The sequence below is a fragment of the Bacillus sp. ABP14 genome, from assembly GCF_001831375.1.
Taxonomy (GTDB): Bacteria; Bacillota; Bacilli; order Bacillales; family Bacillaceae_G; genus Bacillus_A; species Bacillus_A paranthracis.
Map to the genome: position 1 here is coordinate 3,418,140 of NZ_CP017016.1, position 18,424 is coordinate 3,436,563.

An 18,424-nucleotide genomic window follows, 5' to 3' on the forward strand; every position below is an offset into this window, starting at 1 on the left:
TCTAATATAATAGCAGAGGAAGCACATTTCATCTAGTTAGCGGGGGAGAAAATTCATGGCATGGGAGATTTTTAGCATCATAGGCACAATTGCTTTCGCATTAAGCGGGGCTATTGTTGCAATGGAAGAGGATTATGATATTTTCGGGGTGTATATTTTAGGAATGGCAACCGCATTTGGGGGAGGTGCCCTTCGTAATTTATTAATTGGTTATCCGATTGTCGCGTTTTGGCAACAAGACATGTTATTCCAAATCGCACTTTTATCAATGACGATTATTTTTCTTTTTCCAAATAAATTAATTAGACACTGGAAAAAGTGGGAAAACATCACTGATGCTATCGGCTTATCAGCATTTGCCGTACAAGGGGCATTATACGCTCAAAAATTAAATTTACCAATTAGCGCTACAATCGTAGCAGCCGTTTTAACTGGCATTGGAGGCGGTATTATCCGCGATCTTTTAGCCCGTAGAAAACCTCTCGTTCTTCGAGCTGATGTATATGCTTTTTGGACGATTCTGGCAGGTTTCTTAATCGGCGCTCAAATTATTGTTAGCGATTGGGCTCTATACACCTTATTCATTTTAATTGTTTGCTTCCGCATGGTTTCTATTCATTACAAATGGCATTTACCGCATAGACGCATCGACACAAACGAACGTTCAATGGATAAATAGCAATCCAACCTCTTTACAAATCGTAAAGGGGTTTTTCTTTTCTAATGAGTTTTTCTTTACAGAATGTTTATACTAATCCTCAAAGCGAGGTGAATACAAATGACAAACCATGTGAATAAAGGGGCTCAAAAAAGCTCAGTAGGTCAAATTGGACACGACCCTAATTCCGCACACGAAAAAAGTGCTAAAATGGAACGATTCCATAAATCTTATCAAGAAAAAGCAAAAAAATAATAGAAGCACTTATACAAAAAAAACAGACGCACAGCTTACGTACTGTGCGTCTCCTCTTCAAGCATCAAATCACTGCTTGATATTCCAATCAAATCATATTTATCATATGCATCCTCTTGTAACAACCGCATAGCTTGTGTACGAATCGATTTTTCAACAATATTCCGGACATATCGTCCATTACTAAAGGATGTAATTTGCGATGAGTACTTTACAGCATGTAAATGATCTCTAAATTTCCATTCAGCCTCTTTCGATAACTGATATTCACGTTCTTCATACATCCTCTTCCCTATTTCTAACAACTGATTTACTGAGTAGTCCGCAAACTCAATTATAAATGGAAAACGAGATTGCAGTCCTGGATTCAATGAAAGAAAGTGATTCATCTCTCTTGAATATCCAGCTAAAATCAATACAAAACCGTGTTGTTTATCTTCCATATGTTTTACGAGCGTATCAATTGCTTCTTTTCCAAAATCTTTTTCTCCCCCTCGTGCTAATGAATACGCCTCATCAATAAACAAAATTCCTCCCATTGCTTTTTTTATTAAATCTCTTGTTTTTTGAGCTGTATGACCGATGTACTCTCCTACAAGATCCGCACGTTCCGCTTCAACTAAGTGCCCTTTTGATAGAATATTCATCTCAAATAATAATTTCCCTATCATTCTAGCAACAGTTGTCTTCCCTGTACCTGGATTCCCTTTAAATAACATATGAAGTACTTGTTTCTCAGACTTCAATCCTATTTCTTGTCTTTTTTTATTCACATAAATCCAAGCATATATTTCTTTTATTATCTTTTTTATATCATCCATCCCAACGAGTTTTCCCATCTCTTCTTCAATTCTTTGCAGCATCTCATGTTTCGTAGTAGTTTCATTTGAAATTACTGTTTTATTTTCTGCAGCCGGTAAAGAAATTTTCTTTCGATGATTTAACACAATGTTAATTTGATTATTATTTTTCTTTCGCATCGATTGTTCCATACAATCACCTCATTTTATCCACTCACCAAATATTATTATTCTTGTCTCCTTTGTAAATGACTATTTTCAGAAAAGTTTGCTATAATAAAAGAAATAATGAAGGTGGTGGGACTATGGAGACAACGGAATTCCATGATACAATACAAGCCTTTTCTATTTTTTTATTGAATAAAGGCCGAAAACCTTCAACTATTAAACGTTATGTTTATGACATTGAAGATTTCGGACATTGGTTAGAAAAAAACAAAAAGCTCCCTTCCAGTAATATATGGGCTACACTTTGTACAAAAGACTACGAAGATTACTTTTCCGACTTAAAAAAGAATCGACATTACTCAGAGAAAACGATGCACCGTGTATTCATTGTATTAAATCGAATGCATCACTTTCTAAATATTCCCAACCCATTAAAGAACATGGAAATTTCTATTCAACCAGACCGCACACTCCGCAATGAAGATTTCATTTCATCTGATGAAGAAAAAAGATTAAAACATATAGTCACTTCATTAGAAGGACTTTCAGAAAAACAACGTCCTGTACGCCCTTTATTGATGGATCGTAATATCGCTATTTTAAATTTATTAATTGACTATGGATTATCCTTACAGGAACTTACAGCATTAACTATGCATCACGTCCACTTTGAAACTAACACGTTATCTATACCTGCAACCGCAGGAGTAGAAAGAACAATTACTTTAACTAGCGAAGACAAAAAACAACTATATACTTATTACAAAAGCATCCCTGAACCCGTTCGTCCAAAATATCATAGTAATGACCCCTTATTTGTCGCATTCGATTTTAATCGCGGAACATACAGATGGGTATACGAAAATGATGCACCGAAGGGATTAACAGAAATCGCTATCCAAAAAATGATTCGCCTTGAAGTATCCAGAGCTAATTTACGCAAAGGAATCTCAGGACAACACTTTCGTAACACCTATATTTTAAACTTAATAAAAAAAGAAACTCCGGAGTCAGAAATTATAAAGCTAGCTGGCTTCAAATCAAAGATTTCACTAAAACGATATTATCAATATGCAGAAAATAGAAAAAACGCCTTATCATAAGGCGTTTTTTCTATTTTTTCTTCAAACAAACGATTTTACTATGACCATTTAACTAATTTTTGCATCTACTATGATGAGTTTCGTTCATATCCTCATTAGAAAGGAGAGATTTAATGTCTCATTATAACGACAGTCAGAACAAATTCTCCAAACCATGCTTTCCAAGTAGCGCTGGACGAATTCCAAATACTCCATCAATCCCAGTTACTAAGGCACAACTTAGAACATTCCGCGCAATCATTATCGATTTAACAAAAATAATCCCAAAACTTTTCGCAAATCCATCTCCCCAAAATATTGAAGATCTAATCGATACATTGAACCTACTAAGTAAATTTATTTGTTCACTAGATGCTACTTCCTCCCTGAAAGCACAAGGGTTAGCTATTATTAAAAACTTAATAACTATATTAAAAAATCCAACTTTCGTAGCAAGCGCTGTATTTATCGAACTTCAAAATCTAATTAATTATTTACTATCCATTACAAAACTATTCCGAATTGACCCTTGCACACTTCAAGAGCTTCTTAAATTAATCGCAGCATTACAAACCGCTCTAGTTAATTCTGCTTCATTCATTCGAGGACCTACTGGGCCTACTGGGCCAGCAGGGGCTACTGGGCCAGCAGGTGCTACCGGTGCCACTGGACCTCAAGGTGCTCAAGGTAACACAGGTGCTACTGGTGCCACTGGACCTCAAGGTGCTCAAGGTAACACAGGTGCTACCGGTGCCACTGGGCCTCAAGGTAACACGGGCGCTACGGGCATAGAGTTACCGGCCGTACTGGACCTTCTGGCGGGCCTCCTGGACCTACTGGACCTCAGGGACCGGAGGGTGCTACGGGTGCTACTGGACCTCAAGGTGATCAAGGTAACACGGGTGCTACCGGCGCTACTGGACCTCAAGGCGTTCAAGGTAACACAGGTGCTACCGGTGCTACTGGACCTCAAGGCGTTCAAGGTACCACAGGTGCTACCGGTGCTACTGGACCTCAAGGTGTTCAAGGACCAGCAGGTGCTACTGGTGCTACTGGACCTCAAGGTATTCAAGGTAACACAGGCGCTACTGGTGCTACTGGACCTCAAGGCGTTCAAGGACCAGCAGGTGCTACTGGTGCTACTGGTGCTACTGGACCTCAAGGTGTTCAAGGTAACACAGGCGCTACTGGTGCTACTGGACCTCAAGGTGTTCAAGGTAACACAGGCGCTACTGGTGCTACTGGACCTCAAGGTGTTCAAGGTAACACAGGCGCTACTGGTGCTACTGGACCTCAAGGCGTTCAAGGTAACACAGGCGCTACTGGTGCTACTGGACCTCAAGGCGTTCAAGGTAACACAGGCGCTACTGGTGCTACTGGACCTCAAGGTGTTCAAGGTAACACAGGTGCTACTGGTGCTACTGGACCTCAAGGTGTTCAAGGAACACAGGCGCTACTGGTGCTACTGGACCTCAAGGCGTTCAAGGTAACGCGGGTGCTACTGGTGCTACTGGACCTCAAGGCGTTCAAGGAACAGCGGGTGCTACTGGTGCTACTGGACCTCAAGGCGTTCAAGGTAACACAGGTGCTACTGGTGCTACTGGACCTCAAGGTGTTCAAGGACCGGCGGGTGCTACCGGTGCTACTGGACCTCAAGGTGTTCAAGGACCAGCAGGCGCTACTGGTGCTACTGGACCTCAAGGTGTTCAAGGTAACACAGGCGCTACTGGTGCTACTGGACCTCAAGGTGTTCAAGGAACACAGGCGCTACTGGTGCTACTGGACCTCAAGGTGTTCAAGGTAACACAGGCGCTACTGGTGCTACTGGACCTCAAGGTGTTCAAGGTAACACAGGCGCTACTGGTGCTACTGGACCTCAAGGTGTTCAAGGAACACAGGTGCTACTGGTGCTACTGGACCTCAAGGCGTTCAAGGTAACACAGGTGCTACCGGCGCTACTGGACCTCAAGGTATTCAAGGGCCGGCGGGTGCTACCGGTGCTACTGGACCTCAAGGGCCTCAAGGTAACACGGGCGCTACTGGACCTCAGGGTGTTCAAGGTAACACAGGACGGGGCTACTGGTGCTACTGGACCTCAAGGGGTTCAAGGGAACACAGGTGCTACTGGTGCCACTGGACCTCAAGGCGTTCAAGGTAACACAGGCGCTACTGGTGCTACTGGACCTCAAGGCATTCAAGGTAACACGGGCGCTACTGGTGCTACTGGACCTCAAGGTGTTCAAGGACCAGCAGGTGCTACCGGTGCTACTGGACCTCAAGGTGCTCAAGGAACAGCAGGTGCTACCGGTGCTACTGGACCTCAAGGTGCTCAAGGTAATACGGGTGCTACTGGACCTCAAGGCGTTCAAGGACCAGCAGGTGCTACCGGTGCTACTGGACCTCAAGGCGTTCAAGGACCAGCAGGTGCTACTGGTGCTACTGGACCTCAAGGCGTTCAAGGACCAGCAGGTGCTACTGGTGCTACTGGACCTCAAGGTGTTCAAGGGCCAACGGGTGCTACTGGTATAGGAGTTACCGGACCTACTGGGCCTTCTGGTGGGCCTCCTGGACCTACTGGACCTCAAGGTAATACAGGTGCTACCGGACCTCAAGGTATTCAAGGGCCGGCGGGTGCTACTGGTGCTACTGGACCTCAAGGTGTTCAAGGACCGGCAGGTGCTACCGGTGCTACTGGACCTCAAGGTGTTCAAGGGCCAACGGGCGCTACTGGTATAGGAGTTACCGGACCTACTGGGCCTACTGGACCTAGCTTCCCTATAGCAACAATTGTTGTAACAAACAACATTCAACAAACAGTACTACAATTTAATAACTTTATCTTCAGTACTGCAATTAACGTAAATAATATTATCTTTAATGGCACAGACACAGTTACAGTTATCAACGGTGGTATTTATGTAATTAGCGTATCCATCTCTACAACTGCACCAGGATGTGCGCCACTCGGAGTAGGAATTTCAATAAATGGAGCAGTCGCAACTGACAACTTCTCTTCAAATTTAATAGGCGACTCACTTTCATTTACTACAATCGAAACATTATCTGCAGGAGCAAACATTTCTGTCCAATCTACTCTTAACGAGATTACGATCCCTGCAACAGGAAACACTAACATTCGTCTAACTGTATTTAGAATCGCTTAAATTTCACTATTTATTGTTTATAGCAAATAAAAAAAGAGCGAGAAATTTCGCTCTTTTTTGTTATGTACAATAATTCATTACTATTCTAATTCAATTGAAACATTTTTTTGTGGTACGAATGTAGAAATTGCATGTTTATAAATAAGCTGTTGCTTACCTTCTGTTTCCAGTAGGACTGTAAAATTATCAAACCCTTTAATTAATCCACGAAGCTGGAAACCATTTAATAAGTACAGCGTAACAAACGTATTCTCTTTACGGAGTTGATTTAAAAACTGATCTTGAATATTGATTGATTGCTTCATGTCGAATCCTCCTCTTTTTCTCTACTTACTATTATTCGACTTTAGTTGTAGCTTTCCTTCTATGTATCGTAAAATTTCTGACGTTTTTTCACCGTCTGTAACATCAAACCATGTGACATCCATCTTATTACGGAACCACGTTAATTGACGTTTTGCATAACGACGTGAATTCGTCTTTAATTGTGATACCGCTTCTTCTAAAGAGACACGATCCTCAAAATAATCATATATCTCTTTATACCCAATCGCTTGAATAGATTGACAATCTCGTATCCCTCGATTATACAACCCTTCTACTTCTTCTAATAAACCTTGGTCCATCATTATATCAACTCGTAAGTTAATGCGATCGTATAGCATTTCACGATCCATTGTCAAGCCAATTAAGGAAACATCGTATAATAACTCGTTTTCTTGTTTTTCAAGTTGATCACTCATTTTTTCACCCGTCGTGTGGAAAATTTCTAACGCCCTAATGACACGGCGTACATTATTTGCATGAATACGCTCAGCGCTTTCTGGGTCTACTTCCTGTAATTTCTTATGTACATATTCCACACCACGTTCTAATGCTAACTTTTCCATTTGTTCTCGGTATATAGCATCACCAGCATCATCCGTAAACTGATAATCGAATAAAACAGATTGTATATACAGACCAGTTCCACCAACGATAATCGGCAATTTACCGCGCTCTGTAATCTCGCGAATATGCTTACGAACACGTTCTTGAAATTCGGCAACCGAAAATGATTCTTCCGGATTTTTTATATCAACCATATAATGTGGAATTCCGTCCATCTCTTCTTTCGTCACCTTTGCGGTTCCAATATCCATCGTACGATAAATCTGCATGGAATCTCCACTTATAATTTCACCATTTAACGCTTTGGCAAGATCAATACTTAACTTCGTCTTCCCAACAGCAGTTGGTCCAATGATGACAGCAACTTTTTCACGTTGCACTTCTCCCATATCATTCAACTCTCTTTATGTAATGTACTCCATCTATTGATTATATCCAATCTTACCAATTTTAACGGCATGATTGCAAGTTCTTTCATTACGGTACATGAAATTATAAATAAAAAAGAACATAGTTTGTCCAATTCCGCATATACATGATTAAAAATACCTTCGAGAGGATGAGTTAACTATGAAACAATCCACTATCAATTTTTCATCTTTGACAAAAGACCTCATTTTAGCTACTGCTACAAAAGAACACAATTGTTCACAAGAAGAATTATACTTCGCCTTAAATTGTTTACTACGTTCTTTTCATTCTGCTCTCCAAGAAACAACATTACATCTAGAAAATAAAGATACAGAGTATATACAAAACCAATTTTGCAGCGCATATAAAATTATTACAGGTAAAACTATTTATCCTTTTCAATAATCCACAAAAGGCGATTGCTTACATACTTTCAAGCAACCGCCTTTTATATTAATACATATATACTACTCTATAACTTTCACTTTTACAGATTTGCGCCCCCAGCTATTCGCACTACCATCTGAGCCAACTAAAACATCAATACGATTTCCTTTAATCGCACCACCAGTATCTCCAGCAATCGCTTCTCCATATCCTTCTACCCATACTTTTGATCCAAGTGGAATTACTTTAGGATCAACAGCAATTACTTTCATATTTGGATTCGCTGTTAAGTCATGCCCCATTGCAGTTAATACACGACCACCATACGAACCATTCTCACTCGGATCTGCTGTATATGCTGTCGCTTCTACCGTTATTTCACGTCCACTAGTCGGTGCACTTGTTTCATTAGATTTCGCAACTTGTTTCGTAGTTGACTGCTGTTTTGCCACAGGTTTACTTGATTCTACATTCTTAACAGATTCTTTACTCTTAGCTACTTTATTACTTTTAACCGGCATATTTACTCTTTCCGGTGCTTCTTCTTTCGTTGCAACTTCTTTCTTTTCAATCACTGGTGCCGTTCCTGTTAAAAATGGCACATGAACATATCCTGTTTTTCCATTATAGTCAAATTGCAACCATTCATTTTGAACTTGATTTGTCGTTTCAATTACATCATTTTTATTCAGTTTTCCAAGAATTGCTGAGTCAGTATTCGCTCCAGCGCGAACATTTAACACACCCGCCGTTACATAATATGTACTTTTTGTAAATTCAGCACTTACAAACGCTTCTTGACCATTTAATTTAATTTTTGTCCATCCGTTTTCTGTATTTACAACATCTAATTTATTTCCACTTAACATTTTACCTACAAGCTTAGACTCTACAGTTGGGTTTTCTCTAACATTTAATACGTCTGTTGTTACAATCGTTTCCGCTTTCGCAGAACCTGCAAAAATCCCAAGACCAAAAACTGCCGCCGTTGCTATACCTAATAATTTTTTCATGAATAGCCTCCATTTGCTTTGTTTTCGTATTTTTATTATAGCAACGGATTTTTAAGATTTTTAGAAAACACACAATTACAAACCATTCGTAATATACGATTAATGAGCTGTAACATAAATTTCCATATTAATGAATTACATTTCCTATAGAATTCCCAATAGTTTTCATATATTTTCCACATACAAGCACCAGAATTTTTTTCCAGAAAAAATTACAGTATTACTTTTTTGTTACAAAAAAATCATATTTCATTACATCTTTTACCAAAATTCATCATTCTCCAATTATCAACCTCCTTTTTTGTAATAAAAAGGAGCAGCTAATAAAAGCTACTCCCTTTACACGTATTATTTAACTTTCTTTTTCCAAATTCCCATCATAAGAGCAGAAACAACTGCCCCTATCAATATCGAGAAAATATATAACACTGGTTTATTTACTAAAGCGATAACAAACAATCCACCATGCGGTGCTGGCAATGTAATTTGGAATAACATTGATAATGCACCTGCAATACTTGAACCGACAACACAACTGACAATTACCCGAACCGGATCTGCTGCTGCAAATGGAATCGCACCTTCTGTAATAAACGATGCCCCCATAATATAATTTGTTAAACCAGACTTACGTTCCGCTTCTGTAAACTTCGATTTAAAGAAGGTAGTTGCTAACGCAATTGCAAGCGGTGGCACCATACCACCAGCCATAACCGCTGAATGCACCCCAAAGTTCTTCGCTTCTATCGCAGCAATACCAAACGTAAATGCTGCTTTATTAATTGGACCACCCATATCAATTGCCATCATCGCACCTAAAATAAGACCTAGTAATATAGCATTTGTACCGTTCAAACCATTTAACCATCCTGTTAACATTTCATTCAATGCTACTACAGGCGGAATTACTACTTTTTGCATAACAACTCCTGTAATCAATAATCCAAAGACTGGATATAACAAAACAGGCTTAATTCCTTCTAACTGTACTGGTAACCCTGAAAATAATTTTTTCAATCCTAAAACAACATATCCGGCTAAGAAACCAGCAATTAATCCACCTAAAAATCCAGCATTCGCATGTGCCGCTAAAAATCCTCCGACAACACCAGGCATAAAACCAGGACGATCAGCAATAGAACTAGCAATAAATCCTGCTAAAATTGGTACAAGGAATAAAAATGCCCCTGTTCCCCCTCCTCCAATAGACATGAACAATTCAGCTAAAGGACCTTCTGCTTTTATACCACCAAACGAAAACGCTAGCGCAATTAAAATCCCGCCACCAACAACGAATGGAAGCATATTACTTACGCCGTTCATTAAATGCTTATAAATTCCTAATCCATTTTCTTTCTCCGTATTTTCTGCCTTTCCATCCTCTTTTACACCTTTAAAGATTGGTGCATCCTGTTTTACAGCACGATTAAGAAGTTTTTCAGTTTTTCTAATCCCGTCAGCGACTGGCACTTGAATAACATGTTTACCAGCAAAACGATTCATTTCTACTTGTTTATCTGCCGCAACAATTATAGCTGTTGCGCGTTCAATATCCTCTTTCGTTAAACCGTTTTTTATACCTGTTGATCCATTCGTTTCAACTTTAATTGCAATTCCTAGCTCTGCTGCTTTTGCTTTCAAGCTATCTGCAGCCATATATGTGTGAGCGATTCCAGTCGGGCAAGCTGTAACAGCTAATACATACGGTTCATTCCCTTCTGGTTTTGCAACTTCAACCTCTTCTTCTTCTTTTTCATTTTCTTTTTCATCAAATAAACGAAGAAGTTCTTCTTCATCCTTTGCTTCTAACAATTGCTTACGAAACCCTTCATCCATTAATAGTGTAGATAGGCGTGATAACGTTTCTAAATGCGTATTATTCGCCCCTTCACTTGCAGCAATCATAAAAAATAAATGCGCAGGTTGTCCGTCAAGCGATTCATAGTTGATACCGCTTACACTTCTACCAAAACAAATCGCTGGTTGCTTAACAGCTTTTGTTTTCGCATGAGGTATAGCAATCCCTTCACCAATGCCGGTTGTACTTTGTGACTCCCGCTTTAAAATAGCTTCTTTAAATTCAGCTTTGCTATTTAAACGATTTGCCCCGTTTAATTTCTCAACTAACTCATCTATGACAGCTTCTTTATTTGAAGCTGTCAAATTCATAATAACTGTATCCCTTTTTAATAGTTCTGTAATTTTCATATGTTGCTTCCCCCTATCGCTTAGTTACAATTACTTGCGACAATAATTCTTCTACTTTTTCCTTTTCACATAAATCGGCTGAAAATGCTGTTGCACTCCCTGTTGCAACGCCATATTGAAATGCCTTTTCAATATCTTTTGTCTGTTCATATCTTCCTACAAATCCCGCAACGAGAGAATCTCCAGCCCCAACCGAATTAATTACAACACCTTTTGGAATAGTTGCTTCATATATACCTTCTGCCGTAAATAATAAAGCCCCATCTCCGGCCATTGATACGATAACATGCTCTACACCTTGTTCAATTAATTTTCTTCCATACGGTAAAATATCTTCTGCTGTTGAAATTTCTACTCCAAATAACTCACCAAGTTCATGATGATTTGGTTTTATTAAAAATGGTTTATTTTTAACTACATGCTGCAAGGCACTACCACTTGCATCTACTACTACACGAATGCCTTTTTCAGCTCCGAACGCTGCGATTGATTCATAAAAAGTAGTTGGAATAGACGCTGGTACACTTCCAGCTAGTACAACACAATCTCCCTTTTGCATACTTTCAATTTGTTTCATTAATTGTTCAAATTGTTCCTTAGTCACACTAGGTCCTTGCCCATTTAATTCTGTTTCTTCTTTCCCTTTTATTTTCACATTAATTCGAGTATCTTCATTTACTTGGATAAAGTTTGTTATTACACCTTCCGTCTGTAATACATCTTTAATAAATCGACCGGTAAATCCACCAGTAAATCCTAGCGCTACATTTTCAACACCTAAACGATGAAGAACACGAGAAACATTAATCCCTTTCCCTCCAGGAAACTTCATATCTTTTTCTGCTCGATTTACTGCGCCTAACTCTAAGGAATTAACTTGTACTATATAATCAATAGATGGGTTTAAAGTTACTGTATAGATCATTGTTTATCAGCCTCAATTACATTGGTTTGTCTTTTATATTTTTCTAAATCAATTTCTAAATGGTTTGTAATAATATTCGCCTCTTCAACGTTGGCAATTTTCGCAAACGCAACTTCCGAAAACTTACTTTCATCAATTAAGAAATATCCTTCATTTGCTAATGTTAATGCCATTTGCTTTAAAAGCGCCTCTTCCGGATCTGGTGTTGTAAAACCAAGCTGTTCATGTGCACCATTCGCCCCTAAAAAACATTTATCAAAACGATACTTCTGCATACTTTCCTGTGCCATGGCACCGATTAAAGCTTTCGTCCTACTCTTCATCATTCCGCCTAGTAAATAAGCACGAATATTATTTTCAACTAAAGCTTCAATATGCATAAGTCCATTCGTAACGACAGTAACATCCTTATTTATTAAAAATGGAATCATTTCAAATGTTGTACTTCCTGCATCTAAATAAATGCAATCACCTTGTTCCACAACGCTAGCCGCATACTTCGCAATTTGTTGTTTTATCTGAATGTTTTTGGATGATTTTTCAACCATCGTCGGCTCCTGTCCTTTTCCTGTTAAAACAGCCGCACCACCGTGAACTCTTTTTAATAACCGTTGTTTTTCCAATTGCGCTAAATCACGACGAATTGTTGATTCAGAGCTCGCTGTTCTTTCCACTAATTGCTGTAATTTAACAACCTTCTGCTCTTTTACAAGTTGCAATATCATTTGATGACGTTCAGGAGTTAACATTTTATTCACCTCTTCTTTGATTACAGTATAATGAAAACGATCACAAAAATCAACCATAAACATTCATAAATAACCAAAAACAATCACAAACAGTTATAAACAACAAAAAGAAACCCATTTGATTGTGATATCAAATGGGTTTCTTTACTCGCTTCACTTATAGGGAAGCTTTATATATGCTTAAAACATCGTCTTTATTTAATTTTTTAAAGTTACCAAATTCGCCATTAGCCATCGCTTTATCCGCCATTAAATCAATTTCATTTTCTCCAATAGCGTAATCAGATAACTTTACTGGTGCCTCAATTGAAGTCCAAAATTGACGTAAAGCCTCAATTCCTTCTAACGCAATTTCTCGATCAGTCTTTCCATCTGTTTCTACATCGAATACACGAATAGCGAACTGTTTAAAACGACTTACATTTTCATCTACAACATGCTTCATCCAGTTCGGGAATAGAATCGCAAGGCCACCCCCGTGTGGTATGTCATGAACCGCAGAAACTGCATGTTCAATATTATGAGTTGCCCAGTCTCCTTTTACTCCCATCGCTAAAATCCCGTTTAACGCCATAGTACCGCAATATAAGATCGTTTCTCTATGCTCATAATTTTCTAAATCACTTAAAAGCTTAGGAGCTGTCTCAATTACTGTTTTTAAAACAGATTCACAATAACGATCTTGTAATTCTGTATTTGTTCCATGATGGAAATATTGCTCTAATACATGTGACATAATATCTACCATACCGTAAATTGTTTGATCCCTTGGCACAGACGCAGTATGGAGCGGATCTAAAATTGAAAACTGAGGGAAAGTAACTGGGCTACCCCAGCCATATTTTTCATTCGTTTCCCAATTTGTAATGACAGAACCAGCATTCATTTCAGATCCTGTTGCCGCAAGCGTAAGTACGGTACCAAATGGTAATGCCTCATTAGCAAATGCTTTTTTCGTTACAATATCCCATACATCTCCATCATATTTGCTACCAGCTGCAATTGCCTTCGTACAGTCAATTACACTTCCTCCGCCAACTGCTAAAATGAATTCAACACCATTCTCTTTACAAATTTGAATTCCTTTCTTTACAGTTGATACACGTGGATTCGGTTCAACACCTGTCAATTCAAATACTTCCGCATTTATATCCTTTAAAATAGAAATTACATTATCATAAATACCATTTCTTTTAATGCTGCCTCCCCCGTATACGAGAAGAACTTTTTTACCGAACTGTGGAATTTCAGTTTTCAATTGCTCTAATTGACCTTTACCGAAAATAAGTTTCGTTGGATTACGAAATACAAAATTTTGCATATCCCTTTACCATCCCTTCTATATGAAAAGCAACTATACTTTTGTATACCATATTTTTTTCATTTTACAAAAATATTTGCCTAACGAAAAAATCTCAGCCTATAGGCTGAGATTTTTTTATTGATAATAAGGTGAGATCATTAAGTAAACAATAACACCAGATAAGCTTACATATAACCAGATCGGCATCGTCCAACGTACAATTTTACGATGACGTGTTAATTGATTTGTAAAACCAAATACAAGTGCAAACAATGCAAGTGGTACAATAATTGCTGCTAGGATAATATGTGTAATTAAAATGATGAAATACACATATTTAATGAATCCTTCTCCACCAAAATGTGTTGCCGGCGCTAAGTAATGATACGATAAATAAGAAACACAAAATAGCAATGTCGTCGTAAATGCTGCTAGGATAAAACCACGGTGCATTTTCACATTCTTCTTAATAATAGAGTATAGAGCTGCTAATAAGAATACGAACGTAAAGCTATTAAAAATTGCGTTTAACATTGGTAAAATCGTTACATCAAAATGTACTTCTCCTTCATAGCCAACAGGTCCAAAGAACAAAAATAAAATAATCGCATTTACAATTACAGAAAGCGTTATCACAATAGGAGCATAGCTTTTCTGATTTGTTGATTGATCCACCAAAATGGTCACTCCCTCTTCCTTCAAATATGTATACGTAACCTCACTATTTTAACATACTATTCACAGTGTAAATGTGACAATAGTTTGACACAGCAAGACAAAACAAAGAAAAAATCCTTCTTAATAAAACTTCTTAAGAAGGATTTTATCGCTTTATTATTCAAATAGCAATGCGATTAGTTTTTGTTAAAAAATGTATCGCTATATGCTTGAAAAATTTCAGACACTTGATATCCCATTAAAGAAATTGCTGTTAATGAAAAGAAACCAATCATAAGAAATCGAAACCACATATAAATCTCCTCCTTGTATTTAGCTTAAAAAACATTAGCTATATTACAAGTTGAGTGGCACTCTTCATCGTCACTTTCCTTTTTCTTTACAATTGCTGTTATAAATCGAATCATAAAGAAAAATACAAAAGGAAATTGTTCGTAATTTACCTTGGCATAGTTCAGCAACGGCTCGCGTTGCACATCGAACGGGGATGAGAAGGAATAGAACATACCTTGCTCTTCCATATATACAATTACAATTTTCATACAAAATACGATTCCTAGAAACGAAACAATATCTTGCCATTCTGTCGTATATAACAGGTTATACAGCTCTAATACATACTCTTCCATCGTCATCCCCCCTTCCTTTTTTACCATTCTGCTCGCCTTCGTATAAAAAGTCAAGAAAAAAGTTTATATTCACTATGACAATAGTAATTACTCTTTTCTTTACTTATATATGAATCTTTTCTACCAATGATTGGATGTAGCATTTCTTAGAAAACAAGAAATTAGAATCGAATAGATTCCTCATTCTTACTTTTAGTATTCAACACCGTACTATTTTTATTTCTATTAAAAATAAAATAAGAAATGATTATAAGAACCGTAACAAACATCGTCAAAAGTGCTTGTGAACGTAAAGATTCAATTGCAAGCATCGCAATTAAAACTGCTATAATAGCTGCAATTGTAACATACGTCACATACGGGAAAAACCACATTTTCACTTTCAAATTTTGTTGTTCTACTCTCCCCATTTTTTTCCGAATATTTAAATGTGAAACAGCTATAACGAGATAAACGAGCAACGCAATCCCGCCAGATGCATTCACTAAAAATAAAAAGACTTTATCTGGAGATATATAACTAAAAACAACTCCAATATAAGCGAAGAACGTTCCGAATAAAACTGCCCGAACTGGAACACCACTATTGTTCAATTTCAAAAACGCCTTTGGAGCATCTCCTCTTTCTGCCATCGAAAAAAGCATTCTTGAGTTTGTATATAAACCCGAATTTAAACATGAAAGTACAGCTGTTAAAACGATAAAATTCATAATTTGTGCTGCCGCTGGTATTCCTATATGTTCCAGTACTGCTACAAACGGACTTTTTAGTATGTTCGCTGAATTCCACGGAAGAAGTGTAACAACTACAGCGATAGATCCAATGAAAAATACGAGAATACGCCAAATTACACTATTTGTTGCTGTTTTTACTGCTTTTACAGGTTCAGCAGACTCTCCAGCAGCTACTGCAACAATCTCAGATCCCATAAATGAAAATATTACGACAGTAATTCCAAGTAGCACCGAACTTATACCGTTTGGCATAAATCCTCCTTGTCCTACTAAATTGGAAGTGCCAGGTGCTTCCGTGCCTGGTACAAATCCTAAAATAACAGCTAGCCCAAGACAAAGGAATAAAACAATACTTATTACTTTAATAAAAGAAAACCAATATTCAAACTCTCCAAATGATTTCACTGAAAAAACATTCGTCAATGTTAATAAAATCGTTAATATTAGGCTTAATAACCAAAGCGGGATTTCTGGAATCCAGTATTGAATAATACCAGCACCTGCTGTGGCTTCTATCGCAATAACAATTACCCAGAAAAACCAATATAGCCACCCAATTGTATAACCGGCCCACGGACCAATTGCTTCTCTTGCATATGTTGCAAATGACCCACTTGTCGGGTTAATAGCTGCCATTTCCCCAAGCATTCTCATAACGAAAACGACTAGAAGTCCTGCTAATGCATATGAAACGATAGAACCTGGTCCTGCTGAATGCACAACTGCCCCACTTCCAACAAACAAACCAGCTCCTATTACGCCGCCAATTGAGATCATTGTAATGTGACGTATTTTGAGGTCTTTCTTAAGATTTTTATCCAACTCTTATACATCCCCTTCCAAACGTAATTTTGAAATTTACCCCGCATTAACGGGCAGTAAAACCCCCACCTCAAAATTTAGCGGAAGCAAAGAAGTTAGGCGGGAATCTACTGCCCGTAAATGCCCGATTGGTGAGGGCTGATAATCAGCGGGGGATGCCCCCACTGATTAAAGTTTCACTTTATGTAAGAGTATTATGCGAAAAACCTTGGCCTACACTTTAAAATATATCAAAATATTCTGAATTTAACAAATGTAATACAAACTCCTACAAAAATTATTACATTAGGTTTACTAATTTTCCATATACAATTGTTGAGAAAATTATAGTCACCTTACAAAAGAATGAATTTTCAGATATTATTAAATAAACAAGATTATACATCTAGACAACTTTTTGTATAGGAGTGTTGATATGTTAAACAAGTTCAAATTCATTTGTTGTACGTTAGTAATTTTTTTACTACTACCACTAGCCCCCTTTCAAGCACAAGCAGCAAACAATTTAGGATCAAAACTACTCGTTGGATACTGGCATAACTTTGATAACGGTACTGGCATTATTAAATTAAGAGACGTTTCACCAAAATGGGATGTAATCAATGTATCTTTCGGGGAAACTGGTGGTGATCGTTCTACTGTTGAATTTTCTCCTGTGTATGGTACAGATGTAGAATTCAAATCAGATATTTCTTATTTAAAAAGTAAAGGAAAGAAAGTAGTTCTTTCAATAGGTGGACAAAACGGGGTCGTTTTACTTCCTGACAATGCTGCTAAGCAACGTTTCATTAATTCCATACAATCTCTAATCGATAAATACGGTTTTGATGGAATAGATATTGACCTTGAATCAGGTATTTACTTAAACGGAAATGACACTAATTTCAAAAACCCAACTACTCCTCAAATCGTAAATCTTATTTCGGCTATTCGAACAATCTCAGATCATTATGGTCCCGACTTTCTATTAAGTATGGCTCCTGAAACAGCTTATGTTCAAGGAGGTTATAGCGCATACGGAAGCATCTGGGGGGCATATTTACCGATTATTTACGGAGTGAAAGACAAACTGACATACATTCACGTTCAACACTACAACGCTGGCAGCGGGGTTGGAATGGACGGTAATAACTACAATCAAGGTACTGCAGACTACGAGGTCGCTATGGCAGATATGCTCTTACATGGTTTTCCTGTAGGTGGTAATGCAAATAACATGTTCCCAGCTCTTCGTTCGGATCAAGTAATGATTGGACTTCCTGCAGCACCAGCGGCCGCTCCAAGTGGTGGGTATATTTCTCCAACTGAAATGAAAAAAGCTTTAGATTATATCATTAAGGGAATTCCTTTCGGAGGAAAGTATAAACTTTCAAATGAGAGTGGCTATCCTGCATTCCGCGGTCTAATGTCTTGGTCTATTAATTGGGATGCAAAAAACAACTTTGAATTCTCTAGTAACTATAGAACATATTTCGATGCGATCCCCTTGCAAAAATAATAAAAAACAACAATAGGTTTTATATGACCTATTGTTGTTTTTTATTTAC

General features: G+C 38.0%; 16 protein-coding genes and 1 pseudogene. 6 read left to right on the forward strand and 11 right to left on the reverse strand.

Annotation, left to right across the window (positions count from 1 at the left end; genetic code table 11):
* Positions 1-55: 55 nt before the first annotated feature.
* Together BGI23_RS17705 and BGI23_RS28755 are read left to right on the forward strand one after the other, a co-directional pair.
* The gene (locus BGI23_RS17705) at positions 56-679 is read left to right on the forward strand and encodes a trimeric intracellular cation channel family protein (protein WP_070806715.1); all 624 of its coding nucleotides are present in this window, start codon (positions 56-58) and stop codon (positions 677-679) included.
* A gap of 99 nt (positions 680-778) precedes the next feature.
* On the forward strand, positions 779-913 hold the full coding sequence (locus BGI23_RS28755; RefSeq protein ID WP_000181496.1) for a hypothetical protein: 135 nt from the start codon (positions 779-781) through the stop codon (positions 911-913).
* Between the two features lie 35 nt (positions 914-948).
* Here BGI23_RS28755 and spoVK read toward each other — a convergent pair whose 3' ends face one another.
* Positions 949-1,905, reverse strand: coding sequence for a stage V sporulation protein K (gene spoVK, locus BGI23_RS17710; protein ID WP_000438181.1), 957 nt, complete (start codon positions 1,903-1,905; stop codon positions 949-951).
* 113 nt (positions 1,906-2,018) lie between these two features.
* Between spoVK and BGI23_RS17715 the strand changes: the two genes are divergently transcribed.
* Positions 2,019-2,984, forward strand: a complete 966-nt coding sequence (locus BGI23_RS17715; protein WP_016718265.1) for a tyrosine-type recombinase/integrase — start codon at positions 2,019-2,021, stop codon at positions 2,982-2,984.
* Positions 2,985-3,097: 113 nt separating this feature from the next.
* Positions 3,098-6,127 (forward strand): annotated as a pseudogene (locus BGI23_RS17720) (Gly-Xaa-Xaa repeat protein).
* A gap of 80 nt (positions 6,128-6,207) precedes the next feature.
* On the opposite strand, the gene hfq reads toward BGI23_RS17720, so the two are convergent.
* Together hfq and miaA are read right to left on the reverse strand one after the other, a co-directional pair.
* Positions 6,208-6,432, reverse strand: coding sequence for an RNA chaperone Hfq (gene hfq / locus BGI23_RS17725; protein ID WP_000813896.1), 225 nt, complete (start codon positions 6,430-6,432; stop codon positions 6,208-6,210).
* Positions 6,433-6,453: 21 nt separating this feature from the next.
* Positions 6,454-7,407, reverse strand: coding sequence for a tRNA (adenosine(37)-N6)-dimethylallyltransferase MiaA (miaA, locus tag BGI23_RS17730; RefSeq protein WP_000504941.1), 954 nt, complete (start codon positions 7,405-7,407; stop codon positions 6,454-6,456).
* A gap of 181 nt (positions 7,408-7,588) precedes the next feature.
* Between miaA and BGI23_RS17735 the strand changes: the two genes are divergently transcribed.
* On the forward strand, positions 7,589-7,834 hold the full coding sequence (locus BGI23_RS17735) for a hypothetical protein (RefSeq protein ID WP_000814415.1): 246 nt from the start codon (positions 7,589-7,591) through the stop codon (positions 7,832-7,834).
* Positions 7,835-7,896: 62 nt separating this feature from the next.
* Here BGI23_RS17735 and entD read toward each other — a convergent pair whose 3' ends face one another.
* The 8 genes from entD to gabP all read right to left on the reverse strand — a co-directional run bounded on the left by entD (position 7,897) and on the right by gabP (position 16,877).
* A complete protein-coding gene (gene entD, locus BGI23_RS17740; RefSeq protein ID WP_070806716.1) occupies positions 7,897-8,829 on the reverse strand; it encodes a cell wall-binding protein EntD in 933 nt (310 codons plus the stop codon).
* Positions 8,830-9,177: 348 nt separating this feature from the next.
* Positions 9,178-11,037 (reverse strand): PTS fructose transporter subunit IIABC, encoded by a 1,860-nt coding sequence (locus BGI23_RS17745; RefSeq protein ID WP_000704628.1) that lies wholly within the window; start codon positions 11,035-11,037, stop codon positions 9,178-9,180.
* A 13-nt stretch (positions 11,038-11,050) separates the two neighbouring features.
* Positions 11,051-11,962 carry a 1-phosphofructokinase gene (gene pfkB / locus BGI23_RS17750; protein ID WP_070806717.1) on the reverse strand — a complete coding sequence of 304 codons (912 nt, stop codon included), beginning with the start codon at positions 11,960-11,962 and terminating at the stop codon, positions 11,051-11,053.
* The gene (locus BGI23_RS17755; RefSeq protein ID WP_000957267.1) at positions 11,959-12,711 is read right to left on the reverse strand and encodes a DeoR/GlpR family DNA-binding transcription regulator; all 753 of its coding nucleotides are present in this window, start codon (positions 12,709-12,711) and stop codon (positions 11,959-11,961) included. Before BGI23_RS17755 ends, pfkB begins: the two co-directional genes overlap by 4 nt.
* A gap of 157 nt (positions 12,712-12,868) precedes the next feature.
* The gene (locus tag BGI23_RS17760; RefSeq protein WP_001179082.1) at positions 12,869-14,032 is read right to left on the reverse strand and encodes an iron-containing alcohol dehydrogenase; all 1,164 of its coding nucleotides are present in this window, start codon (positions 14,030-14,032) and stop codon (positions 12,869-12,871) included.
* 117 nt (positions 14,033-14,149) lie between these two features.
* Positions 14,150-14,692, reverse strand: a complete 543-nt coding sequence (locus BGI23_RS17765; RefSeq protein ID WP_000228316.1) for a DUF420 domain-containing protein — start codon at positions 14,690-14,692, stop codon at positions 14,150-14,152.
* A 317-nt stretch (positions 14,693-15,009) separates the two neighbouring features.
* The gene (locus BGI23_RS17775; protein ID WP_002022209.1) at positions 15,010-15,348 is read right to left on the reverse strand and encodes a hypothetical protein; all 339 of its coding nucleotides are present in this window, start codon (positions 15,346-15,348) and stop codon (positions 15,010-15,012) included.
* Between the two features lie 134 nt (positions 15,349-15,482).
* Entirely contained in the window at positions 15,483-16,877 is a 1,395-nt protein-coding gene (gene gabP / locus BGI23_RS17780; RefSeq protein ID WP_000360119.1) for a GABA permease, read from the reverse strand.
* 415 nt (positions 16,878-17,292) lie between these two features.
* On the opposite strand from gabP, the gene BGI23_RS17785 reads away from it, so the two are divergent.
* The gene (locus BGI23_RS17785; RefSeq protein ID WP_070806718.1) at positions 17,293-18,375 is read left to right on the forward strand and encodes a chitinase; all 1,083 of its coding nucleotides are present in this window, start codon (positions 17,293-17,295) and stop codon (positions 18,373-18,375) included.
* Positions 18,376-18,424 lie beyond the last annotated feature (49 nt).

Excerpts from the sequence above, each read along its gene's own strand:
- BGI23_RS17735 (WP_000814415.1), top strand. The coding sequence starts at position 7,589 with ATGAAACAATCCACTATCAATTTTTCATCTTTGACAAAAGACCTCATT.
- BGI23_RS17775 (WP_002022209.1), bottom strand. The coding sequence starts at position 15,348 with ATGGTAAAAAAGGAAGGGGGGATGACGATGGAAGAGTATGTATTAGAG.
- BGI23_RS28755 (WP_000181496.1), top strand. The coding sequence starts at position 779 with ATGACAAACCATGTGAATAAAGGGGCTCAAAAAAGCTCAGTAGGTCAA.
- BGI23_RS17705 (WP_070806715.1), top strand. The coding sequence starts at position 56 with ATGGCATGGGAGATTTTTAGCATCATAGGCACAATTGCTTTCGCATTA.
- BGI23_RS17745 (WP_000704628.1), bottom strand. The coding sequence starts at position 11,037 with ATGAAAATTACAGAACTATTAAAAAGGGATACAGTTATTATGAATTTG.
- BGI23_RS17755 (WP_000957267.1), bottom strand. The coding sequence starts at position 12,711 with ATGTTAACTCCTGAACGTCATCAAATGATATTGCAACTTGTAAAAGAG.
- spoVK (WP_000438181.1), bottom strand. The coding sequence starts at position 1,905 with ATGGAACAATCGATGCGAAAGAAAAATAATAATCAAATTAACATTGTG.
- BGI23_RS17785 (WP_070806718.1), top strand. The coding sequence starts at position 17,293 with ATGTTAAACAAGTTCAAATTCATTTGTTGTACGTTAGTAATTTTTTTA.
- hfq (WP_000813896.1), bottom strand. The coding sequence starts at position 6,432 with ATGAAGCAATCAATCAATATTCAAGATCAGTTTTTAAATCAACTCCGT.
- pfkB (WP_070806717.1), bottom strand. The coding sequence starts at position 11,962 with ATGATCTATACAGTAACTTTAAACCCATCTATTGATTATATAGTACAA.
- entD (WP_070806716.1), bottom strand. The coding sequence starts at position 8,829 with ATGAAAAAATTATTAGGTATAGCAACGGCGGCAGTTTTTGGTCTTGGG.
- miaA (WP_000504941.1), bottom strand. The coding sequence starts at position 7,407 with ATGGGAGAAGTGCAACGTGAAAAAGTTGCTGTCATCATTGGACCAACT.
- BGI23_RS17760 (WP_001179082.1), bottom strand. The coding sequence starts at position 14,032 with ATGCAAAATTTTGTATTTCGTAATCCAACGAAACTTATTTTCGGTAAA.
- BGI23_RS17715 (WP_016718265.1), top strand. The coding sequence starts at position 2,019 with ATGGAGACAACGGAATTCCATGATACAATACAAGCCTTTTCTATTTTT.